A 14,946-nucleotide genomic window follows, 5' to 3' on the forward strand; every position below is an offset into this window, starting at 1 on the left:
CCGGCGCCATATACTACCGCCGCCGATTCGGCCGTTTAATTCGCGATCCGCTGCCACTCCGGATAATCTTCCAAATAGCCATACTCCCGCAGCTCCTTGAGCGCCTTGCGAATCGTCTGCTCGTCCTCCCCCGAATCGCCAGACAGCTCGAGCAGGTCGCTGAACTTGATTTGCGGATGCTTCCCGCAGTACGTCAGCAGCCCCTTCGCCGTCCACGACAGGCGGTCGTCCCGGAAGACGTCGACCAGCTGGCGGTACAGCTTGTGCGGCAAAATTTTCAGTTCGACAAGGCTCTGCAGCGCTTTGGTCGTCTGTTTAACGGTCATCCGGCCGAGCCGTGAAAGCTCGGCAACATCGGGAAGGTGCGATTCCGTCGAACAGCCCTTAAGCACAATAAATGTCATCTGGGCGTAGATATCGAGTCCCGGGATTTGAAACACTTCGTTCGTCAGCGTAAAATGGCGCGCGCTGTCGCCGGATTGTCCGCCATTCATGTTGTCGTCCTCCTTCTCGTTCCCGTCCGGGCGTCAGGCGGAGCCTCACGGCTCGCTTTGGCCGCCGTTCCCCCGCTGAGGCGCCGGGGCCAGCTTGCCCGCGTTCGTTTTCGCCTGACGGAATATTTGAGCGAGACTGAATTTTTTCGGTTCGTCCGCATTGTCCGCCGCGCCTGGCTTTGCCGGCGAATCCGCCTCGATAACCGCTGCCTGTTCCGCCGGACCCGGTTCGCGCACGGCGCTCCGTTCCATCCATGGCGCGTCTCCCGCCGATTGGCGCGAAACCGTCTCGCCGTCTAAACCCTCGGCCTTCCCGCCGGTCTCGTCCAGCCCGGTGACGAACCGTTCCCGCTCATCGTTCGTCCGCGGCAGGGCGTCCTGCGTCCGCCAGCCCCATTCCGGCCGGCCGTCTTCCGCCGGGCGCTTCTGCGACGCCGGAGGATCGTCCGGGTGTTCGTAACGATCCGCGGCCGCCGTTATCCCGGTACCCGCTTCTACCGAAGGATACATCCCGGGCAGCCCGGAACCGGCGTCCTCTTCCCGGCGGCGCGGGGCTTGCAGCTCCTGCATGACCCCTTTGACGATCAGCTCCATCATGCCTTGGCTGAACAGCCCTTCCGCCTTTAGCCGGTTCATATAATCGATCACTTCGGGGGGCGTGTCCGACGGGACGTACAGCGTCAAATCCCTGCCGGGACGAACGAATACCGTCGAGCGCCGTTTTCTCAAGGCGTCCCGCTCCCGTTTCCTTCGCCGGCACCGCTTTCGGACCCGGCAGGCTCAGGCTCAAAGCCCGCCGCCGCTTCCCCGCCATGCTTCAGCGCATGGTCGAGCAGCAGAAACGTGCCTCTTGCGTTGCGGAACTGGCTGTGCTCGACGGCATCGAAGCGAATCGGCAGCCCGAGCTCGGCGTTCAGCTTCTCAATCCACGGCTGCAGCACGATCGCCCCGCCGCCGATAAACCAGAATTCGCCTGCATAGCGCACATGCTTCCATGAGTTCCTTGCGAGCTTCAGCACCTTTTCTGCCAAAATGCGCATATGCCGATTGACAAGCGGCGTCATGTCGAATACGACCTTGCCTTCCGCGAAAATTTCGTATTCCTTGTTGACGAGCATCTGGGTCAGCTCCGCCGTGCTCGCGATCAGCTCCTCCCCCTGCGAGTTCACCTCGCTGCGGATGCTTTCGAGCGCGTCGTTGAGGTAAATTTTCGTCCCCGTCGAATGGCGTTGATCGAGATCGAGGCCCGGCCGGAAAAAGGCGATGTCCATGTCGACCCCGCCGACATCCGCGATGCCGAACCCTTTGTGCGACAAGCGGGACTTCGAATGCGCCTCGATGTCGTAGACGCCGGACACGTCGTCGATGCCGATATCGTTCGGCAGCGAAAATTCCAGCTCCACCGTGACGCCCTTAAACACCGGGGTCGTGACGAAAGTGACCGAATGGACGCCGGACGTAATTTTATCCGCGAATTCGCTGCGGAATTTCGTCACCTCGCTGATCGGCAGCCCGGTTCCGAGGTTGACGAGCGCTTTGATGCGCTTCTTGCCGCGCCGGATTTCGTTCGCGTGTTTCGCGGCAACTGCGTAGGCCGCCGCCGTCAGCAGCGTGACCATCGTCTCGGGCCGCTGCGCTTTTTTCTGCGCCGCCTTGTCGCCGACGATCTCGTGCACGATGCCTTCGTCCCCGATCGCCAAATTGCCGACATAGACATGGCGGTACTGCTCGCTCCCGATTGCCGGCGAAGTCAGCTGCACGTCCAGAAAGTCGAGGGGCTCCCCCGAATCGATCAGCTGAAACCGCTCCCCGAACGGCTGAGCGACAACGCTCGGAAATAGAAAGCTTTGCTCCAAATCGTCGTATATGCTTTTCACATGGCTGCTTCCGTTATCGATAGACAGCGTAATGCTGGTGGAGAGAAGCTCGTTTTTTGCCAAGTCCGTATCCCTCTCTTTTATAAGTATTGATATGCAATATAAAAGATTTCGAAGCGGTGAAGGCGTTTTCGGACGGTTCGGGCCGTTTTTTAATAATTCTAATGGAGCTTAAACCTCGGCGTTTAACCTTTGAAGGGTAAACTTTAACCCTTAACGTTCAAAAGTTAACGTTTGCAGCTTAAAGCTTGTTTCCGGCGCTGTGCTTTTATTTTCTCTTAACCACCGGTTGGCGCTGGGTCAGCTTTAAACTTTAACGGTTAAACTTTAAGTTTTAAACTTCAAGAGCTGAACGTCAACGTTTAAGCTTTAAAGTTTACCTGTCAAACGTTAAACTTCAGTGATTTTCACCGAACCGATTCTTTTCGCAAACGTTTGATAAGCCTAAGGTTGTATGGTTATTTAGGGCGCCAGTTTGTTAAAATAAACCTATCTGTCGGATGGGAGGAATAACAATGACCGATTTTTCGGAAAAGCTGGGAAAGTACGCCGCGCTGGCCGTTCAGGTGGGCGTCAACGTACAGCCCGAACAAAATCTGGTGGTGCTCGCCACGCTCGAAGCGGCGCCGTTCGTGCGGCTGGTCGTAAAGAAAGCGTATGAAGCCGGAGCCAAAAACGTATACGTCGAATGGAACGACGACGAGGTAACCCGCACAAGATTCGAGCTCGCCCCGGACGAAGCGTTCTTCGACTACCCGATGTGGCGCGCGAAGGGCATGGAGGAGTTGGCCGAGAACAATGCCGCCTTCCTTTCGATCATCGCCGCTAACCCCGATCTGCTGAAGGGAATCGACCCCGAGCGGATCGCAAACGCGAACAAAACAGCCGGGAAAGCGATGCAGAAGTACAGAAGCTATGCCATGTCCGACAAAATCAGCTGGTCGATCGTCGCCGTGCCTTCGCCCGCATGGGCCGAGAAGGTGTTCCCGGATCTTGGGGAGGACCGCCGGGTCGACGCGCTCTGGGATGCGATTTTCGCCGCGACGCGCGTCAATCTGGACGATCCGGTCGGCGCATGGAAGGCGCATACGAAAACGCTGGACGACAAAGCGGACCATCTGAACGCGAAGAAATACCGCAAGCTGATGTACAAAGGCGAAGGCACCGACCTCAGCATCGAGCTGCCGGAAGGACATTTGTGGGTAAGCGGCGGAAGCGTCAATGCGGCGGGCACGACCTTCGTGGCGAACATGCCGACGGAAGAGGTGTTTACGGCGCCGCTGAAGGAAGGCGTCAACGGGAAGGTGCGCAGCACGAAGCCGCTCAGCTACGGCGGCACGCTGATTAAGGACTTCTCCCTTACGTTCGAGAAAGGCAAAATCGTAGGCGTCGAAGCGGCGGAGGGACTTGAAGTCCTGCAGCGGCTGGTCAATACGGACGAGGGCTCCGCCTACCTCGGTGAAGTGGCGCTGGTCCCGCACCGCTCCCCGATTTCCGATACGAACCTCGTCTTCTTCAATACGCTCTTCGACGAGAATGCGTCGAGCCATTTGGCCATCGGCAATGCGTATGCGTTCTGCCTCGAAGGCGGCAAGAACTTATCGCAGGAAGAACAGCAGCAAAGGGGGCTTAACTCGAGCCTCGTCCACGTCGATTTCATGATCGGCTCGGCGGACACGGACATCGACGGAGAGCTGCCGGACGGCACGGCCGAAGCGGTATTCCGCGGCGGAAACTGGGCGTTCTGAGCCGATCCGGCCGAAAACCATTCTACCGCAAAAACTCCCGGCGGCAGACCGCTGCTTATCGAGCCTGCCGGCCGGGAGTTTTTTCGCGCTCCGGTTTGTTTGAACTCCATCCGTTAAACATGCTACGCTGGATATAACGCCGCCGGACGCACAAACCGGCGGACGGGCAACAAAAGGAGGCGCCGCATGACGCGCATCGTCGAAATCCCCACTTCAAGAGTGTCCAATTTTTTCCGGTTTCGGCGCGACCCGCTCGGCTTCCTGGTCGACGCGCTGCCGCTCGGCGACGTCGTGTCACTGCGGACAAGCTCTTTTCGCCCGACATTCATCGTCAACTCGCCCGACTTCGTCCAGGAGCTGCTGGTCCATCAGGAGGACAAGCTTCGCAAGGGCAGAAGCTCCCGCGTGCTGCGCCGGACGATCGGCGACGGCCTGCTTACGGCCGAGCGCGATGCGCACCGGCATCAGAAGCGGTATCTGACGCCGGTCTTTTACAAGGAGCGCATCGGCGCCTATGCCGAAATCGTCGTCGAAGAGGCAAACCGGCTGGCCGATACGCTTCAGGACGGAGTGCCGGTTGCGATACACGACGCGATGATGCAGCTGACGCTCGGCGTGATCGCCCGCAGCATGTTCAAAACCGAGCTTGCGGCGGACAAAAAAGCGCTAGCGGCAGCCGTGGACGCGACGATCCGGCAATCGGCGAGAATGATTTTTTCCCCGGTCATCCTTCCGCTCGGCGTGCCGACGCGGAGCAATCTGTCGCTGAAGCAGGCGATCCGGACGCTGGAGAAGATGGTGTACGACACGATTGCTCGCGCGAAGAAAGCGCCGGACCGGTATGCGGACAGCCTTCTCGGGCTGCTGCTGGACACGAGGGACGAGGACGGGAATCCGATTCCGGAGCGCGAAATCCGCGACCAGATGATGACAATGCTGCTGGCCGGCCACGAAACGACGGCTAATGCGCTCGTCTGGGCCTGGTGTTGTCTGGAGCATTCTCCGGAAGCGGCGAACCGGCTGCGCCGGGAGCTGGATGCGATCCGGCAGCGGGAAAAGCAGTCCGGCACGCGGATTTCCGCCGCCGACCGCTACAGGGAAATGACTTATACGCGGTATATCGTACAGGAGACGCTCCGGCTGTATCCCCCGGCTTGGACGATTTTGCGCGAAGCGGAGGGAGAGATTTCCATGCTTGGAGACACCTTTCCCCCAAACAGCAGCTTTCTGATCAGCCCGTACGCGATTCACCGCAGCGACGCGGTATTCGGCGATGCGTCCGCGTTCCGGCCCGAACGGTTTGAGGAGAACGCCGCGGGATGGCCGCGCTTCGCATACTTCCCGTTCGGCGGGGGCACACGCGGCTGTATCGGCTCGCAGTTCGCCATGATGGAGGCCGTGCTCCTTCTCGGCACGCTGGCCGAGCGATTCGAATTCAAGTCCGTGCCGGGGCAGGGCGAGCCCGAGCCCGAGCCGCTCGTTTCGCTGCGCGTGAAGGGCGGCCGGACGATGGTCCCCCTTCGTTGTCCCGGCGTACGGCAGCGGGAGTCCGGCTCCTAGCCGATCGGATCGTCTGCCCGGGCTTTCCAACTGCCGTATTCCGGCGCCGAACGGCCGTCTCCCGCGGGGGCCGTTATTCGATCCATCTTCTCGGCCCGATGACATGGACGTCAGGCCGCCCTTCCGGCTTCAGCGCTTCACGAATCCGTTTTCGGGTAAAATCGCTCATCGGCCGGGGCAAATCGGCCGGGGCGCAGAACCGGCATTCCGTAATTTCAGGCGAGGAAGGCAGCGGCTTCCCGGTGCCTCCGCATCGGGCCAAAAAAACGAAATGGTGCATGTCGTATTCGGGATCGTAATAGATTCCCGTCAGCTGCCCTACCGTAACGTCGAGCCCGGTTTCTTCCAGCACTTCCCTCCGCGCCGTCTCTTGTGCCGACTCATTCTCCTCCGCTTTCCCTCCGGGCAGCTCCCAGTTTAATTTCCCGTAGCTGTGTTTAACTAACAACACACGTCCGGCGTCATCCAAAATAACCGCCGCCGCGCCGATCGACTTATTCGGCATAACAGCACCCCTTTTCACTTATTTGGACTGCCCAATTTAACGTACCTAACGCCTCGCGGCTGTAAAAGGTTTCACATTTCCGCCCGAATCCGCACGCTCCTTTGCATTTCTATAAACGACGGCCGGCTCATATATATCATTCGTTGGCGATTCACGCGTTGCGTCTATTTTCGTTCAAAGGAGCCATCTGCATGGATCAGCCTTCTAACGCCCCTAACCGCAGCGGGGGCATTCCCCAGCCTATCCGGCCGGACGGGGCCGGGGCGCCCGATTTCGGACCGCGGTATGTGATGCGCGATCTGGAAAATCCGGATCTGCTCGTCCCGCCGTCGCAGGTACCCGGTCCGCTGGAGACCCAGCATGTGCCGGATCCGTACGGAACCGTGCCGCAAAGCTTCACCCACCGGCTGCTGGCGCAGAAACCGATCGTAACGCCGGGCGGAACCGTGCGCATCGTCGATTCATCCAATTTCCCGGTCTCGGTCGCCATTGCCGCCGCGCTGGTCGAAATCAAACCGGGCGCGATGCGGGAAATGCACTGGCACCCGAACAACGACGAATGGCAGTATTATTTGTCCGGAACGGGGAGCATGACCGTCTTTGCGGCGAACGGCAACGCCCGCACGTTCGACTACCGGGCCGGCGACGTCGGATACGTGCCCTTCGCATTCGGACATTATGTGTAAAATACCGGAAATACAAGCTTGTGGTTTCTGGAAATGTTCAAGAGCAGCCGGTTCGAGGACGTATCGCTCAATCAATGGATGGCCTTAACTCCGCACCAGCAGGTGGCAGACAATCTGCATGCATTCCCGGAGCTGATGCGTGCGCTCCGCAAGCAAAAATGGCCCGTGGTCAAATATTGACCGGCCGGCCTGCTTAAGGCACCCCGGGCGGTGCGGACGCCCGCATCGTGAACCGAAAGCCGTTCCCCTTGCCTTGAGGGAACGGCTTTTTTTCATGTCGCCGGCTTGCATTGGTTTACCGCGGGTTCTAATATATGGATATAAAGGCTCATTTTTAGAACATGTATATTGAGGGCTGTGGGTAAGCGCACATGTGAGCGGGTCGCTTCAAACTTCCATCTTCTCAAAAATCCGGATGATCTTGGTTATCGCATAGTCGAGATCGAGCAGATCGTCCTCGCCGAGCGCAGCGATCCGTTCGGCAAACAGCCGGTGGAACTCCGCCCAATGCTTCGTTACTGTTTCCTTCCCTTTATCGGCGAGGAACAGCCTGACGGCTCTGCGGTCGTGCGGATCCTGCGCCTTGACGACAAATCCCGTTTCCTCCAGCTTCGAAATGAGCGGCGTCAGCTGCTGCTTCGAAATGCTGATCTGCTGAGCCAAATGGGTCATGGAAATCCCCTCTCCGGCATGAAACAGCTCCTCCAGAATATGCAGCTGCAGGTGCGTCAAAGAGGACGGCTTCGGGATCGGATTGCCCTTGGCGAACGGCTTGTTCAGCCGATTATAGACGAGCGGGAGAAGCCGGACGAATAGGCCGGCGATTTTTTCGGCGTTTTTGCTCAAATCGTAACCATTCCTTTAGAAATCGTTGTCCGTTCGTAAACCATTGTTTACCCTAAGCGTGATAAACAAGCTTCAGCCTCATTCTACCACAACTCGTTCTCCCCCTGCAGGCGGTCGGCAGGTGTCGATTTTGCCCGCTGCCGTTCGTCGTCTTTATTGAAAGCCCAAAACGCTAGCGAAGGAGAAATGAACATGCGGTTTATGATGATTGTCAATGCGACGAAGGATTCCGAGGCCGGCGTCCTGCCGAGCAAAGAACTGCTCGACGCGATGATGAAGTACAACGAGGAGCTTGTCAAAGCGGGCGTCCTCGTCGCCGCCGAAGGGCTTCACCCAAGCTCGGGCGCTATTCGCATTTCTTACCCCGTCCCCGGCGCAAAGCCGAAAGTAATCGACGGTCCCTTCACGGAGGCCAAAGAGATCATTGCCGGTTTTACGATCATCGAAGTGAATTCGAAGGAAGAAGCGGTCGAATGGGCGCTGCGCATGCCGGATCCGCACGGCTTCGGCGAAGGTGAAATCGAGCTGCGCCAGATATTCGAAGCTCCGGAGCTCATGCAGGATGAGGAGGCGCTTGCCAAAGAGATCGCGCTGCGCGAGCAGGTGACGAGGAAGCGGCATTCATGACGGATACCGGTGTCCACCGCACCGTCGATGCGATCTGGCGGATCGAATCGCCCAAAATCATCGCGGCGCTCACGCGGATCGTGCGCGATGTCGGGATCGCCGAAGATTTGGCGCAGGATGCGCTGATTGTCGCGCTTGAGCGGTGGCCGGATACCGGCATTCCGGACAACCCCGGGGCGTGGCTGATGGCTGCGGCCAAGCGCAAGGCGATCGACCTGCTGCGCCGCAACAAAACGCGCGACCGCAAATACGAGCTGATCGGCTATGAAATGAATACGCAGAACGAACCGGACTGGGATGCGGGTCTGGACGATAACGTCGGGGACGACCTGCTGCGCCTGATCTTCATGACCTGCCATCCCGTGCTCTCGGCCGAGGCCAGGGTGGCGCTTACGCTGCGCCTGCTCGGCGGACTGACAACCGGAGAAATCGCCAGCGCCTATCTCGTCCCCGAGCCGACAGTAGCCCAGCGGATCGTCCGCGCCAAGCGGACGCTGGCAGCCGCGCGCGTACCGTTCGAGCTGCCCCCGAAGGACGAGCTGGCCGCCCGGCTGTCCTCGGTGCTCGAGGTCATCTACCTCATGTTCAACGAAGGTTATGCCGCGACGACCGGCGGGAGCTGGATCCGGCCGCTCCTCTGCGAGGAAGCGCTGCGGCTCGGCCGCGTGCTGGCCGAAATCGCTCCTGCGGAGCCCGAGGTTCACGGGCTCGTCGCGCTAATGGAAATTCAAGCCTCGCGGTTTAAGGCGCGGGTCGGCACGGACGGGGAACCGATCCTGCTGATGGACCAAAACCGCGCGCTCTGGGACCACCTGCTGATCCGCCGCGGTCTTGCCGCTCTGGAGCGCGCCGAGAGCGCTGGCGGCCCGCTTGGCCCCTACGCGCTGCAGGCCGCGATCGCGGCGTGCCATGCCCGCGCCCGCACCGCCGCCGAGACGGACTGGGTGCGGATTGCGGCGCTCTACGACGCGCTTGCACAAATCGCGCCTTCGCCCGTCGTGGAGCTGAACCGCGCGGTTGCGCTTGCGATGGCGTTCGGGCCGGCGGTCGGACTCGAGCTCGTCGATGCGCTGATGGCGGAGCCGTCGCTGAGCAGCTATCATCTCCTGCCCAGCGTGCGGGGCGACTTCCTGATGAAGCTGGGCCGAAGCGATGAAGCGTGCGCGGAGTTCAAACGCGCCTCCGCGATGACCGGCAACGAGCGGGAGCGCGAGCTGCTGCTGAAGCGCGCGGCCGAATGCGCGGCGGGACCGGCCGGGCCGATGCCCGAGCCGGATCATACTTGAGATACCGTAACGATGAAACGTGCTGGCTCAAACCTCGTAAATCGAACATCGCTCTCCGCCCCGGCTCCGGCAGCCGGGCCGTGGGGCGATTTTTCGTTAACGGCGGCGGTCGATTTTCCCCTCTCCCGTTCGTCGTGTAAGTAATGGCCGCTCCTGCGGCGTGTCAAAGAAGGAGGGAAAATACGATGCGATTCATGATTATCGTCAGGACGGCGGCCGCCGCCGGAGCCTTCCGGCCTCCAGCTCCCCGGCTGGCCGATGCGATGCGGAAATATAACGAACAGCTGGCCAAATCCGGCGTGCTGCTCGCCGCGGAAGAGCTGCTTTCGGGTTCGTACGAGAGGTTCGCTTTTCCCGTGCCCGGGGGAAGGGTGGTTCCTGTGGGCGGCCCTGCGCCCGATTCGAAGGCGTTCATCGCCGGATTCGCACTGATCGAGGTGAAATCGCGGGAAGAAGCGGTCGAGTGGGCGTTCCGCCTGCCTTTAAGCGAATTCGCCCAAGGCGAGATCGAGCTGCGGAAGGTGAAAGAAACGCCGGATATCGAAGCCGGATAAAAAAAACCTATTACGGAGAGATCGAAGATAAATTCGGCATCACCTGGCAGAACGTAAAGCAATAACGCACACGGAGGGGCGGTCGAAAAGTCCCTCCTTCCATATGCGATGCAATTGAAACAAGCGCCCAAGTCAAATGATGTATTGACTTCGAATGGCTGCCGGCTTATATTTGTTGTACATACAAAGTAAAAGAATGGAGGTTCTTAAACATGGACGACAGCTTTCTGACCAATTGTTTATTTTTCACGTCGAACCGGCTCAGCCGGATCATAACCAAAATCGCAGAGGAAGAATTCGCGTCGACCGGCCTGACGCCGATGTACGGTTATTTGGTCCGTCTCGTCGTGTCCGCCCCCGGCATTTCGCAGAAGGAGCTGTCCGAGAAGCTCTCGATCACGCCCTCTACGCTGACCCGCTTCGTCGACAAGCTGGAAGGCAAGCAGCTGGTGGAGCGGAAAGTGAACGGGAAGACGGTGCTCGTCTATCCGACGCCCAAAGGAGAGGCGCTCGTCGGGACGATCCGCGAGGCGTCGAGGCGGTTTCGCGAACGGTACGAAGCGATACTCGGAACGGAAACGGTCCGTAAGATGACGGAGGAGCACGAAAGTATAAGCAGCCTGCTGGAAAAAAAGCCGTGATCCCTGCATTTTAACTTTTGTATGTACACCTAAAATAGTGAGAATGGAGTGAACGGCCGGATGGTTTCGACCGAAAAATCGGCAGCCAAGCCATCTCATCTGCATTACGGATGGATTGTGGTCCTGATTACGTTTGTAACGCTTCTCGTATCGGCGGGAATCCGCTCGATGCCGAGCATTCTGATGCTCCCGTTTCAGCAGGAGTTCGGCTGGAGCCGCGGCGGCATATCCGGCGTCGTATCGATCGGCATTTTTTTGTACGGCCTCATCGGTCCGTTCTCGGCAGCGTTTCTGGCGCGTTTCGGCATCCGCAGGGTCGTAGCCGCCTCGCTGGCCGTACTGGCAGGCAGTCTGGCGGTGACGCCCCTGATGACAGCGCTGTGGCAGTTCGATCTGCTGTGGGGCGTCGTCTCCGGGCTCGGAACGGGCATGATGGCGAACGTGCTCGGCGTCACCGTCGCCAATCAGTGGTTCGTCCAGCGCAAAGGGCTCGTTGTCGGCATGCTGACCGCGAGCGCCGCCACCGGTCAGCTGCTGTTTCTGCCGCTGCTCGCCCACATTACGGTCAGTGCCGGCTGGCGTTATGCCATGTTTACCGCAGCCGGCGTCCTCTGCGTCCTGTTTGTGATCGTGGCCGCCTGGATGCGAAACCATCCCTATGACGTCGGAGCGGCCGCCTACGGCTCGGATGAAGTCGTCAAACCGGCGCCGTTTCGCGGCAGCCTGTTCGGCGCGCCGCTGCTCGCGCTTCGCTCGGCGCTTGGAAACAAAACGTTCTGGCTGCTTGCCGGCACCTTCTTCTTCTGCGGCTTTTCGACAAACGGCCTGATCGGCACGCACCTGATTCCCGCCTGCGGCGACCACGGCATCCCCGAAGTAGCGGCCGCCGGGCTGCTCGCGCTCATGGGCCTGTTCGATCTGATCGGCACGACGATGTCGGGCTGGCTCACGGACCGGTTCGACAGCCGCTGGCTGCTCTTCTGGTATTACGGGCTGCGCGGGCTGGCCCTGCTCTATCTGCCGTATGCACTCGATTCGAACCATACGCAGCTGCTGATCTTCAGCGTATTTTACGGCCTCGACTGGATCGCAACGGTGCCGCCGACCGTGAAGCTGGCGACGAGGGAATTCGGCAAGGAACGGTCGGGCATGATTTTCGGCTGGGTCGTCGTCGCCCACCAGCTTGGCGCATCGGCCGCCGCGTACGAGGCTGGCGTGCTGCGGGACTGGCTCGGCTCCTATACGATTCCGTTCGCCGCCGCCGGCTTCGTCTGCCTGTTCGCGGCTCTGATGGCGACGCGGATCGCCAAAGTCCGCGCTGCCGTTCACGAAAGCGTCGGTGCCTAGACCCCGCCGCCGCAAAAGTATATTTTCACCTCTTTCGAACAACCTATAGGGAAAACGAAGGAGGGAACCCGATGCTGCCGGCGGATTTGACATATATGCGGACGATGATCGCGAACGTGGCGCTCGCGGGCTGGCCGGGAAGCGGCAGCTGGGTGCTGGTCGATGCCGGAGTCGCGACATTCGCGGACAATATCGCCAAAGCCGCGAACGCCCGGTTCGGCATCGAGAAGCCCCATGCCATCGTGCTGACGCACGGGCATTTCGACCATGTCGGATCGCTGCACGCTTTGCTGGAACGCTGGAATGTACCCGTGTTTGCCCATGAAGACGAGCTGCCCTATTTAACGGGAATGGCCGACTATCCCGAGGCGGACCCCGGCGTGGGCGGAGGCCTGATGGCGCGCATCTCTCCGCTTTACCCGCATAAAGGCATCGATATTTCCCGCTGGGTGCAGCCGTTGCCGAAGGACGGCTCCGTTCCCGGGATGCCCGGATGGCGCTGGGTGCCGACGCCGGGACATACGAAAGGCCACGTCTCGCTGTTCCGGGAGAAGGACCTCAGTCTGATCGCGGGCGACGCTTTTATCACCGTTAAGCAGACATCCGCGTTCGCCGTGCTGGCGCAGGAGGAAGAGATTCACGGGCCGCCGCCGTATTTCACCTTCGACTGGCAGGATGCGTGGAAATCGGTGAAACGGCTGGATGAACTGAAGCCGCGGCTGGCGATTACCGGCCACGGTAAGCCGATGGAAGGCGAGGCGCTCGCGCACGGCCTAGCCGAGTTGGCGCGGCATTTTGACCGGCTGGCCATACCGAAACCGAAATCCGGCTCGGACAAATCCGACGATTTTCAGCTCGTATAAACGCAAAAACACCTTTTCCCCTTGGGCTGCATTCGCAAAGGGGAACCAGGTGTTTTTTCGTTTCCTGCAGCGGTCAATGGCCCGCTTCCGCACGGTCGACATGTGAGACGTGCTTGGCGTTAAGGCCGATAAACAGCACCGAGACAAGCACGAACGCGGCTCCGGTGTAGAACGGAACGTGAGCGTTATAGATTTCCGACAGTCTGCCGGCCATGTAAGGCGCCACGGCGCCGCCCAGAAAGCGGAGAAAGCTGTAAGCCGCCGAAGCCGTCGGCCGCTCCACGGGCGCGGCGTTCATCACTGCGGTCGTGATCAGCGTGTTATTGTTGCCCAGGAGGGCCCCCGCGGCGATAACGGCGGCGATGACGACCCACTGCGTCGAGGTCCAGATGCCCATGACCGCAAGCAGGACGGCGAACAGCACGAGCATCGCGCACATCGATTTTACGGTACCGAAGCGGCGCTGCAGGACCGGCGCCATGAAGACGGAGGTCAGGGCCAGCAGGACCCCCCAGCAGAGGAACACGAACCCGAGCCCGTGCGCGTCCAACCCCAAAACGAACGGCGCGTAAGCAAGCAACGTAAAAAAGCCAAAATTGTACAGCGCGGCGGTAAGGCCGAACACGAGCAAAGAGCGGTGCTTCATCGCCCGGAACGGGTCGGCCAGCGTCTGCCGCTTCGGGCGGCTCGCGGTGCCCGGCATCAGGAAGAAGACGGCAATAAACGCGATCACCATGAGCGCTGCCACACCGAGAAATGGCCCCCGCCATGAGATCGCGCCCAGCCAGCCGCCGAGCAGCGGCCCGACCGAGATGCCGAGCCCGATCGCCGCTTCGTACAGGATGATCGCTTTTGCGGAAGTGCTCCGCGACAGCGAAACGATGGCGGCAAGCGACGTCGCGACGAACAGCGCGTTGCCAAGCCCCCAGCCGCCGCGCAGGCCGACCAGCGTCCAAATATCGCTCGAGAATCCGCCCAGCGCCGAGAATACGGCGATCACGACGATCCCGGTGAGCAGCGTCCACTTGATCCCGAGCCGGGACGAAACTGCGCCGGTAATGAGCATGGCGACCGCCATCACTGCATTATAGCTGGTGAACAGCAGCGTAACCTGGCTTTTCGCCGCGTGCAGACTGCCTGCTATCGCCGGCATAATCGGGTCGACAAGTCCCAGCCCCATGAAGGCGATGATGCAGGCGAAGAAGACCGCCCATACCGCCCGCGGCTGGGACAATAAGCTTGTTTTCGCAAGATCGGGCTCAGGCGCGGCCGAAGGCTTCGGCTTCACATGCCCCCGATTGGAGCTCGCTGTAAATGCCATACGATGGCTCTCTCCTTTATTTGCACGAATCGGGTCCGGTTCTATCGAATAAGCTTCACCCGTTACAGAATCGACTGAAACGAATGCCGGATCACGTCGCCGCGGCTGATGATGCCCGTCAGTACTCCGTTTCGCTCGACGGGCACCTTTTTGATCCTTTTGTGGCCAAGAATGGCGGCCACGTCCTCGACGTTCGCATCCCAGGAAACCTGAATCGCCTTCTTCTTGGCGATGTCCATCACGCCCAGCTGAAGCAAATGGCGCGTCCGTTCCTCGAAAGCCTCATGATCCCCTTTAAGAACCGTCGCATAATAAATCGTACCGACGACGATGTCCGCATGCTTGCCGATATAGCGCATAATGTCTCCGTCGCTGATGAAGCCGACGATCTCGTTCCGGTCATTAACGACGGGCATGCCGCTGATCCGGTGCTTGATAAATTTTTCAATGACGGAACGGACCGTTTCATCTTCCTTCGCTTTAACCACCTGAGCAATCATAATTTCATGCGCCAGCATCGCGACCGCCTCCATTAATTAGTTGTATCATACAACCATTTAATTGTATTATACAACTATATTCATTGCCGGG

15 protein-coding genes and 1 pseudogene are annotated in these 14,946 nt (G+C 59.8%); 9 read left to right on the plus strand and 7 right to left on the minus strand.

Going from position 1 to position 14,946, the window contains the following annotated elements:
* Positions 1-35: 35 nt before the first annotated feature.
* The 3 genes from PD282_RS26700 to PD282_RS26710 are packed head-to-tail and all read right to left on the minus strand — an operon-like array spanning position 36 to position 2,434.
* The gene (locus tag PD282_RS26700) at positions 36-494 is read right to left on the minus strand and encodes a hypothetical protein (RefSeq protein WP_274654791.1); all 459 of its coding nucleotides are present in this window, start codon (positions 492-494) and stop codon (positions 36-38) included.
* Between the two features lie 45 nt (positions 495-539).
* Positions 540-1,223, minus strand: coding sequence for a hypothetical protein (locus tag PD282_RS26705; RefSeq protein WP_274654793.1), 684 nt, complete (start codon positions 1,221-1,223; stop codon positions 540-542).
* Entirely contained in the window at positions 1,220-2,434 is a 1,215-nt protein-coding gene (locus tag PD282_RS26710) for a ParM/StbA family protein (protein ID WP_274654795.1), read from the minus strand. The genes PD282_RS26705 and PD282_RS26710 overlap by 4 nt, the downstream gene beginning before the upstream one ends.
* A 452-nt stretch (positions 2,435-2,886) precedes the next feature.
* Here PD282_RS26710 and PD282_RS26715 point away from each other — a divergent pair, with 452 nt between their 5' ends.
* Together PD282_RS26715 and PD282_RS26720 are read left to right on the plus strand one after the other, a co-directional pair.
* Positions 2,887-4,119, plus strand: coding sequence for an aminopeptidase (locus tag PD282_RS26715; protein WP_274654797.1), 1,233 nt, complete (start codon positions 2,887-2,889; stop codon positions 4,117-4,119).
* A gap of 186 nt (positions 4,120-4,305) precedes the next feature.
* Entirely contained in the window at positions 4,306-5,679 is a 1,374-nt protein-coding gene (locus PD282_RS26720; protein ID WP_274654799.1) for a cytochrome P450, read from the plus strand.
* Between the two features lie 73 nt (positions 5,680-5,752).
* Here PD282_RS26720 and PD282_RS26725 read toward each other — a convergent pair whose 3' ends face one another.
* Positions 5,753-6,184: an NUDIX hydrolase gene (locus PD282_RS26725; RefSeq protein WP_274654801.1), complete on the minus strand. Its 432-nt coding sequence runs from the start codon at positions 6,182-6,184 to the stop codon at positions 5,753-5,755.
* 332 nt (positions 6,185-6,516) lie between these two features.
* On the opposite strand from PD282_RS26725, the pseudogene PD282_RS26730 reads away from it, so the two are divergent.
* A pseudogene (locus tag PD282_RS26730) lies at positions 6,517-7,050 on the plus strand (cupin domain-containing protein); the annotation flags it as partial.
* A gap of 207 nt (positions 7,051-7,257) precedes the next feature.
* On the opposite strand, the gene PD282_RS26735 reads toward PD282_RS26730, so the two are convergent.
* Positions 7,258-7,716, minus strand: a complete 459-nt coding sequence (locus tag PD282_RS26735; RefSeq protein WP_274654803.1) for a MarR family winged helix-turn-helix transcriptional regulator — start codon at positions 7,714-7,716, stop codon at positions 7,258-7,260.
* 192 nt (positions 7,717-7,908) lie between these two features.
* Between PD282_RS26735 and PD282_RS26740 the strand changes: the two genes are divergently transcribed.
* The 6 genes from PD282_RS26740 (at position 7,909) to PD282_RS26765 (ending at position 13,034) form a co-directional block, all read left to right on the plus strand.
* The gene (locus PD282_RS26740) at positions 7,909-8,343 is read left to right on the plus strand and encodes a YciI family protein (RefSeq protein WP_274654805.1); all 435 of its coding nucleotides are present in this window, start codon (positions 7,909-7,911) and stop codon (positions 8,341-8,343) included.
* Positions 8,340-9,629 (plus strand): RNA polymerase sigma factor, encoded by a 1,290-nt coding sequence (locus tag PD282_RS26745; RefSeq protein WP_274654807.1) that lies wholly within the window; start codon positions 8,340-8,342, stop codon positions 9,627-9,629. The genes PD282_RS26740 and PD282_RS26745 overlap by 4 nt, the downstream gene beginning before the upstream one ends.
* A gap of 185 nt (positions 9,630-9,814) precedes the next feature.
* A complete protein-coding gene (locus PD282_RS26750; protein WP_274654809.1) occupies positions 9,815-10,183 on the plus strand; it encodes a YciI family protein in 369 nt (122 codons plus the stop codon).
* 212 nt (positions 10,184-10,395) lie between these two features.
* A complete protein-coding gene (locus PD282_RS26755; protein WP_274654811.1) occupies positions 10,396-10,824 on the plus strand; it encodes a MarR family winged helix-turn-helix transcriptional regulator in 429 nt (142 codons plus the stop codon).
* Between the two features lie 60 nt (positions 10,825-10,884).
* A complete protein-coding gene (locus PD282_RS26760) occupies positions 10,885-12,171 on the plus strand; it encodes an MFS transporter (RefSeq protein WP_274654813.1) in 1,287 nt (428 codons plus the stop codon).
* Positions 12,172-12,242: 71 nt separating this feature from the next.
* On the plus strand, positions 12,243-13,034 hold the full coding sequence (locus tag PD282_RS26765; RefSeq protein WP_274654815.1) for an MBL fold metallo-hydrolase: 792 nt from the start codon (positions 12,243-12,245) through the stop codon (positions 13,032-13,034).
* A gap of 73 nt (positions 13,035-13,107) precedes the next feature.
* Here the strand turns inward: PD282_RS26765 and PD282_RS26770 are convergent, their stop codons facing one another.
* A complete protein-coding gene (locus PD282_RS26770) occupies positions 13,108-14,355 on the minus strand; it encodes an MFS transporter (RefSeq protein WP_274654816.1) in 1,248 nt (415 codons plus the stop codon).
* A gap of 62 nt (positions 14,356-14,417) precedes the next feature.
* Entirely contained in the window at positions 14,418-14,873 is a 456-nt protein-coding gene (locus PD282_RS26775; RefSeq protein ID WP_274654818.1) for a CBS domain-containing protein, read from the minus strand.
* Positions 14,874-14,946 lie beyond the last annotated feature (73 nt).

The sequence above is a fragment of the Paenibacillus humicola genome, from assembly GCF_028826105.1.
In the GTDB taxonomy this organism is placed as follows: Bacteria; Bacillota; Bacilli; order Paenibacillales; family Paenibacillaceae; genus Paenibacillus_Z; species Paenibacillus_Z humicola.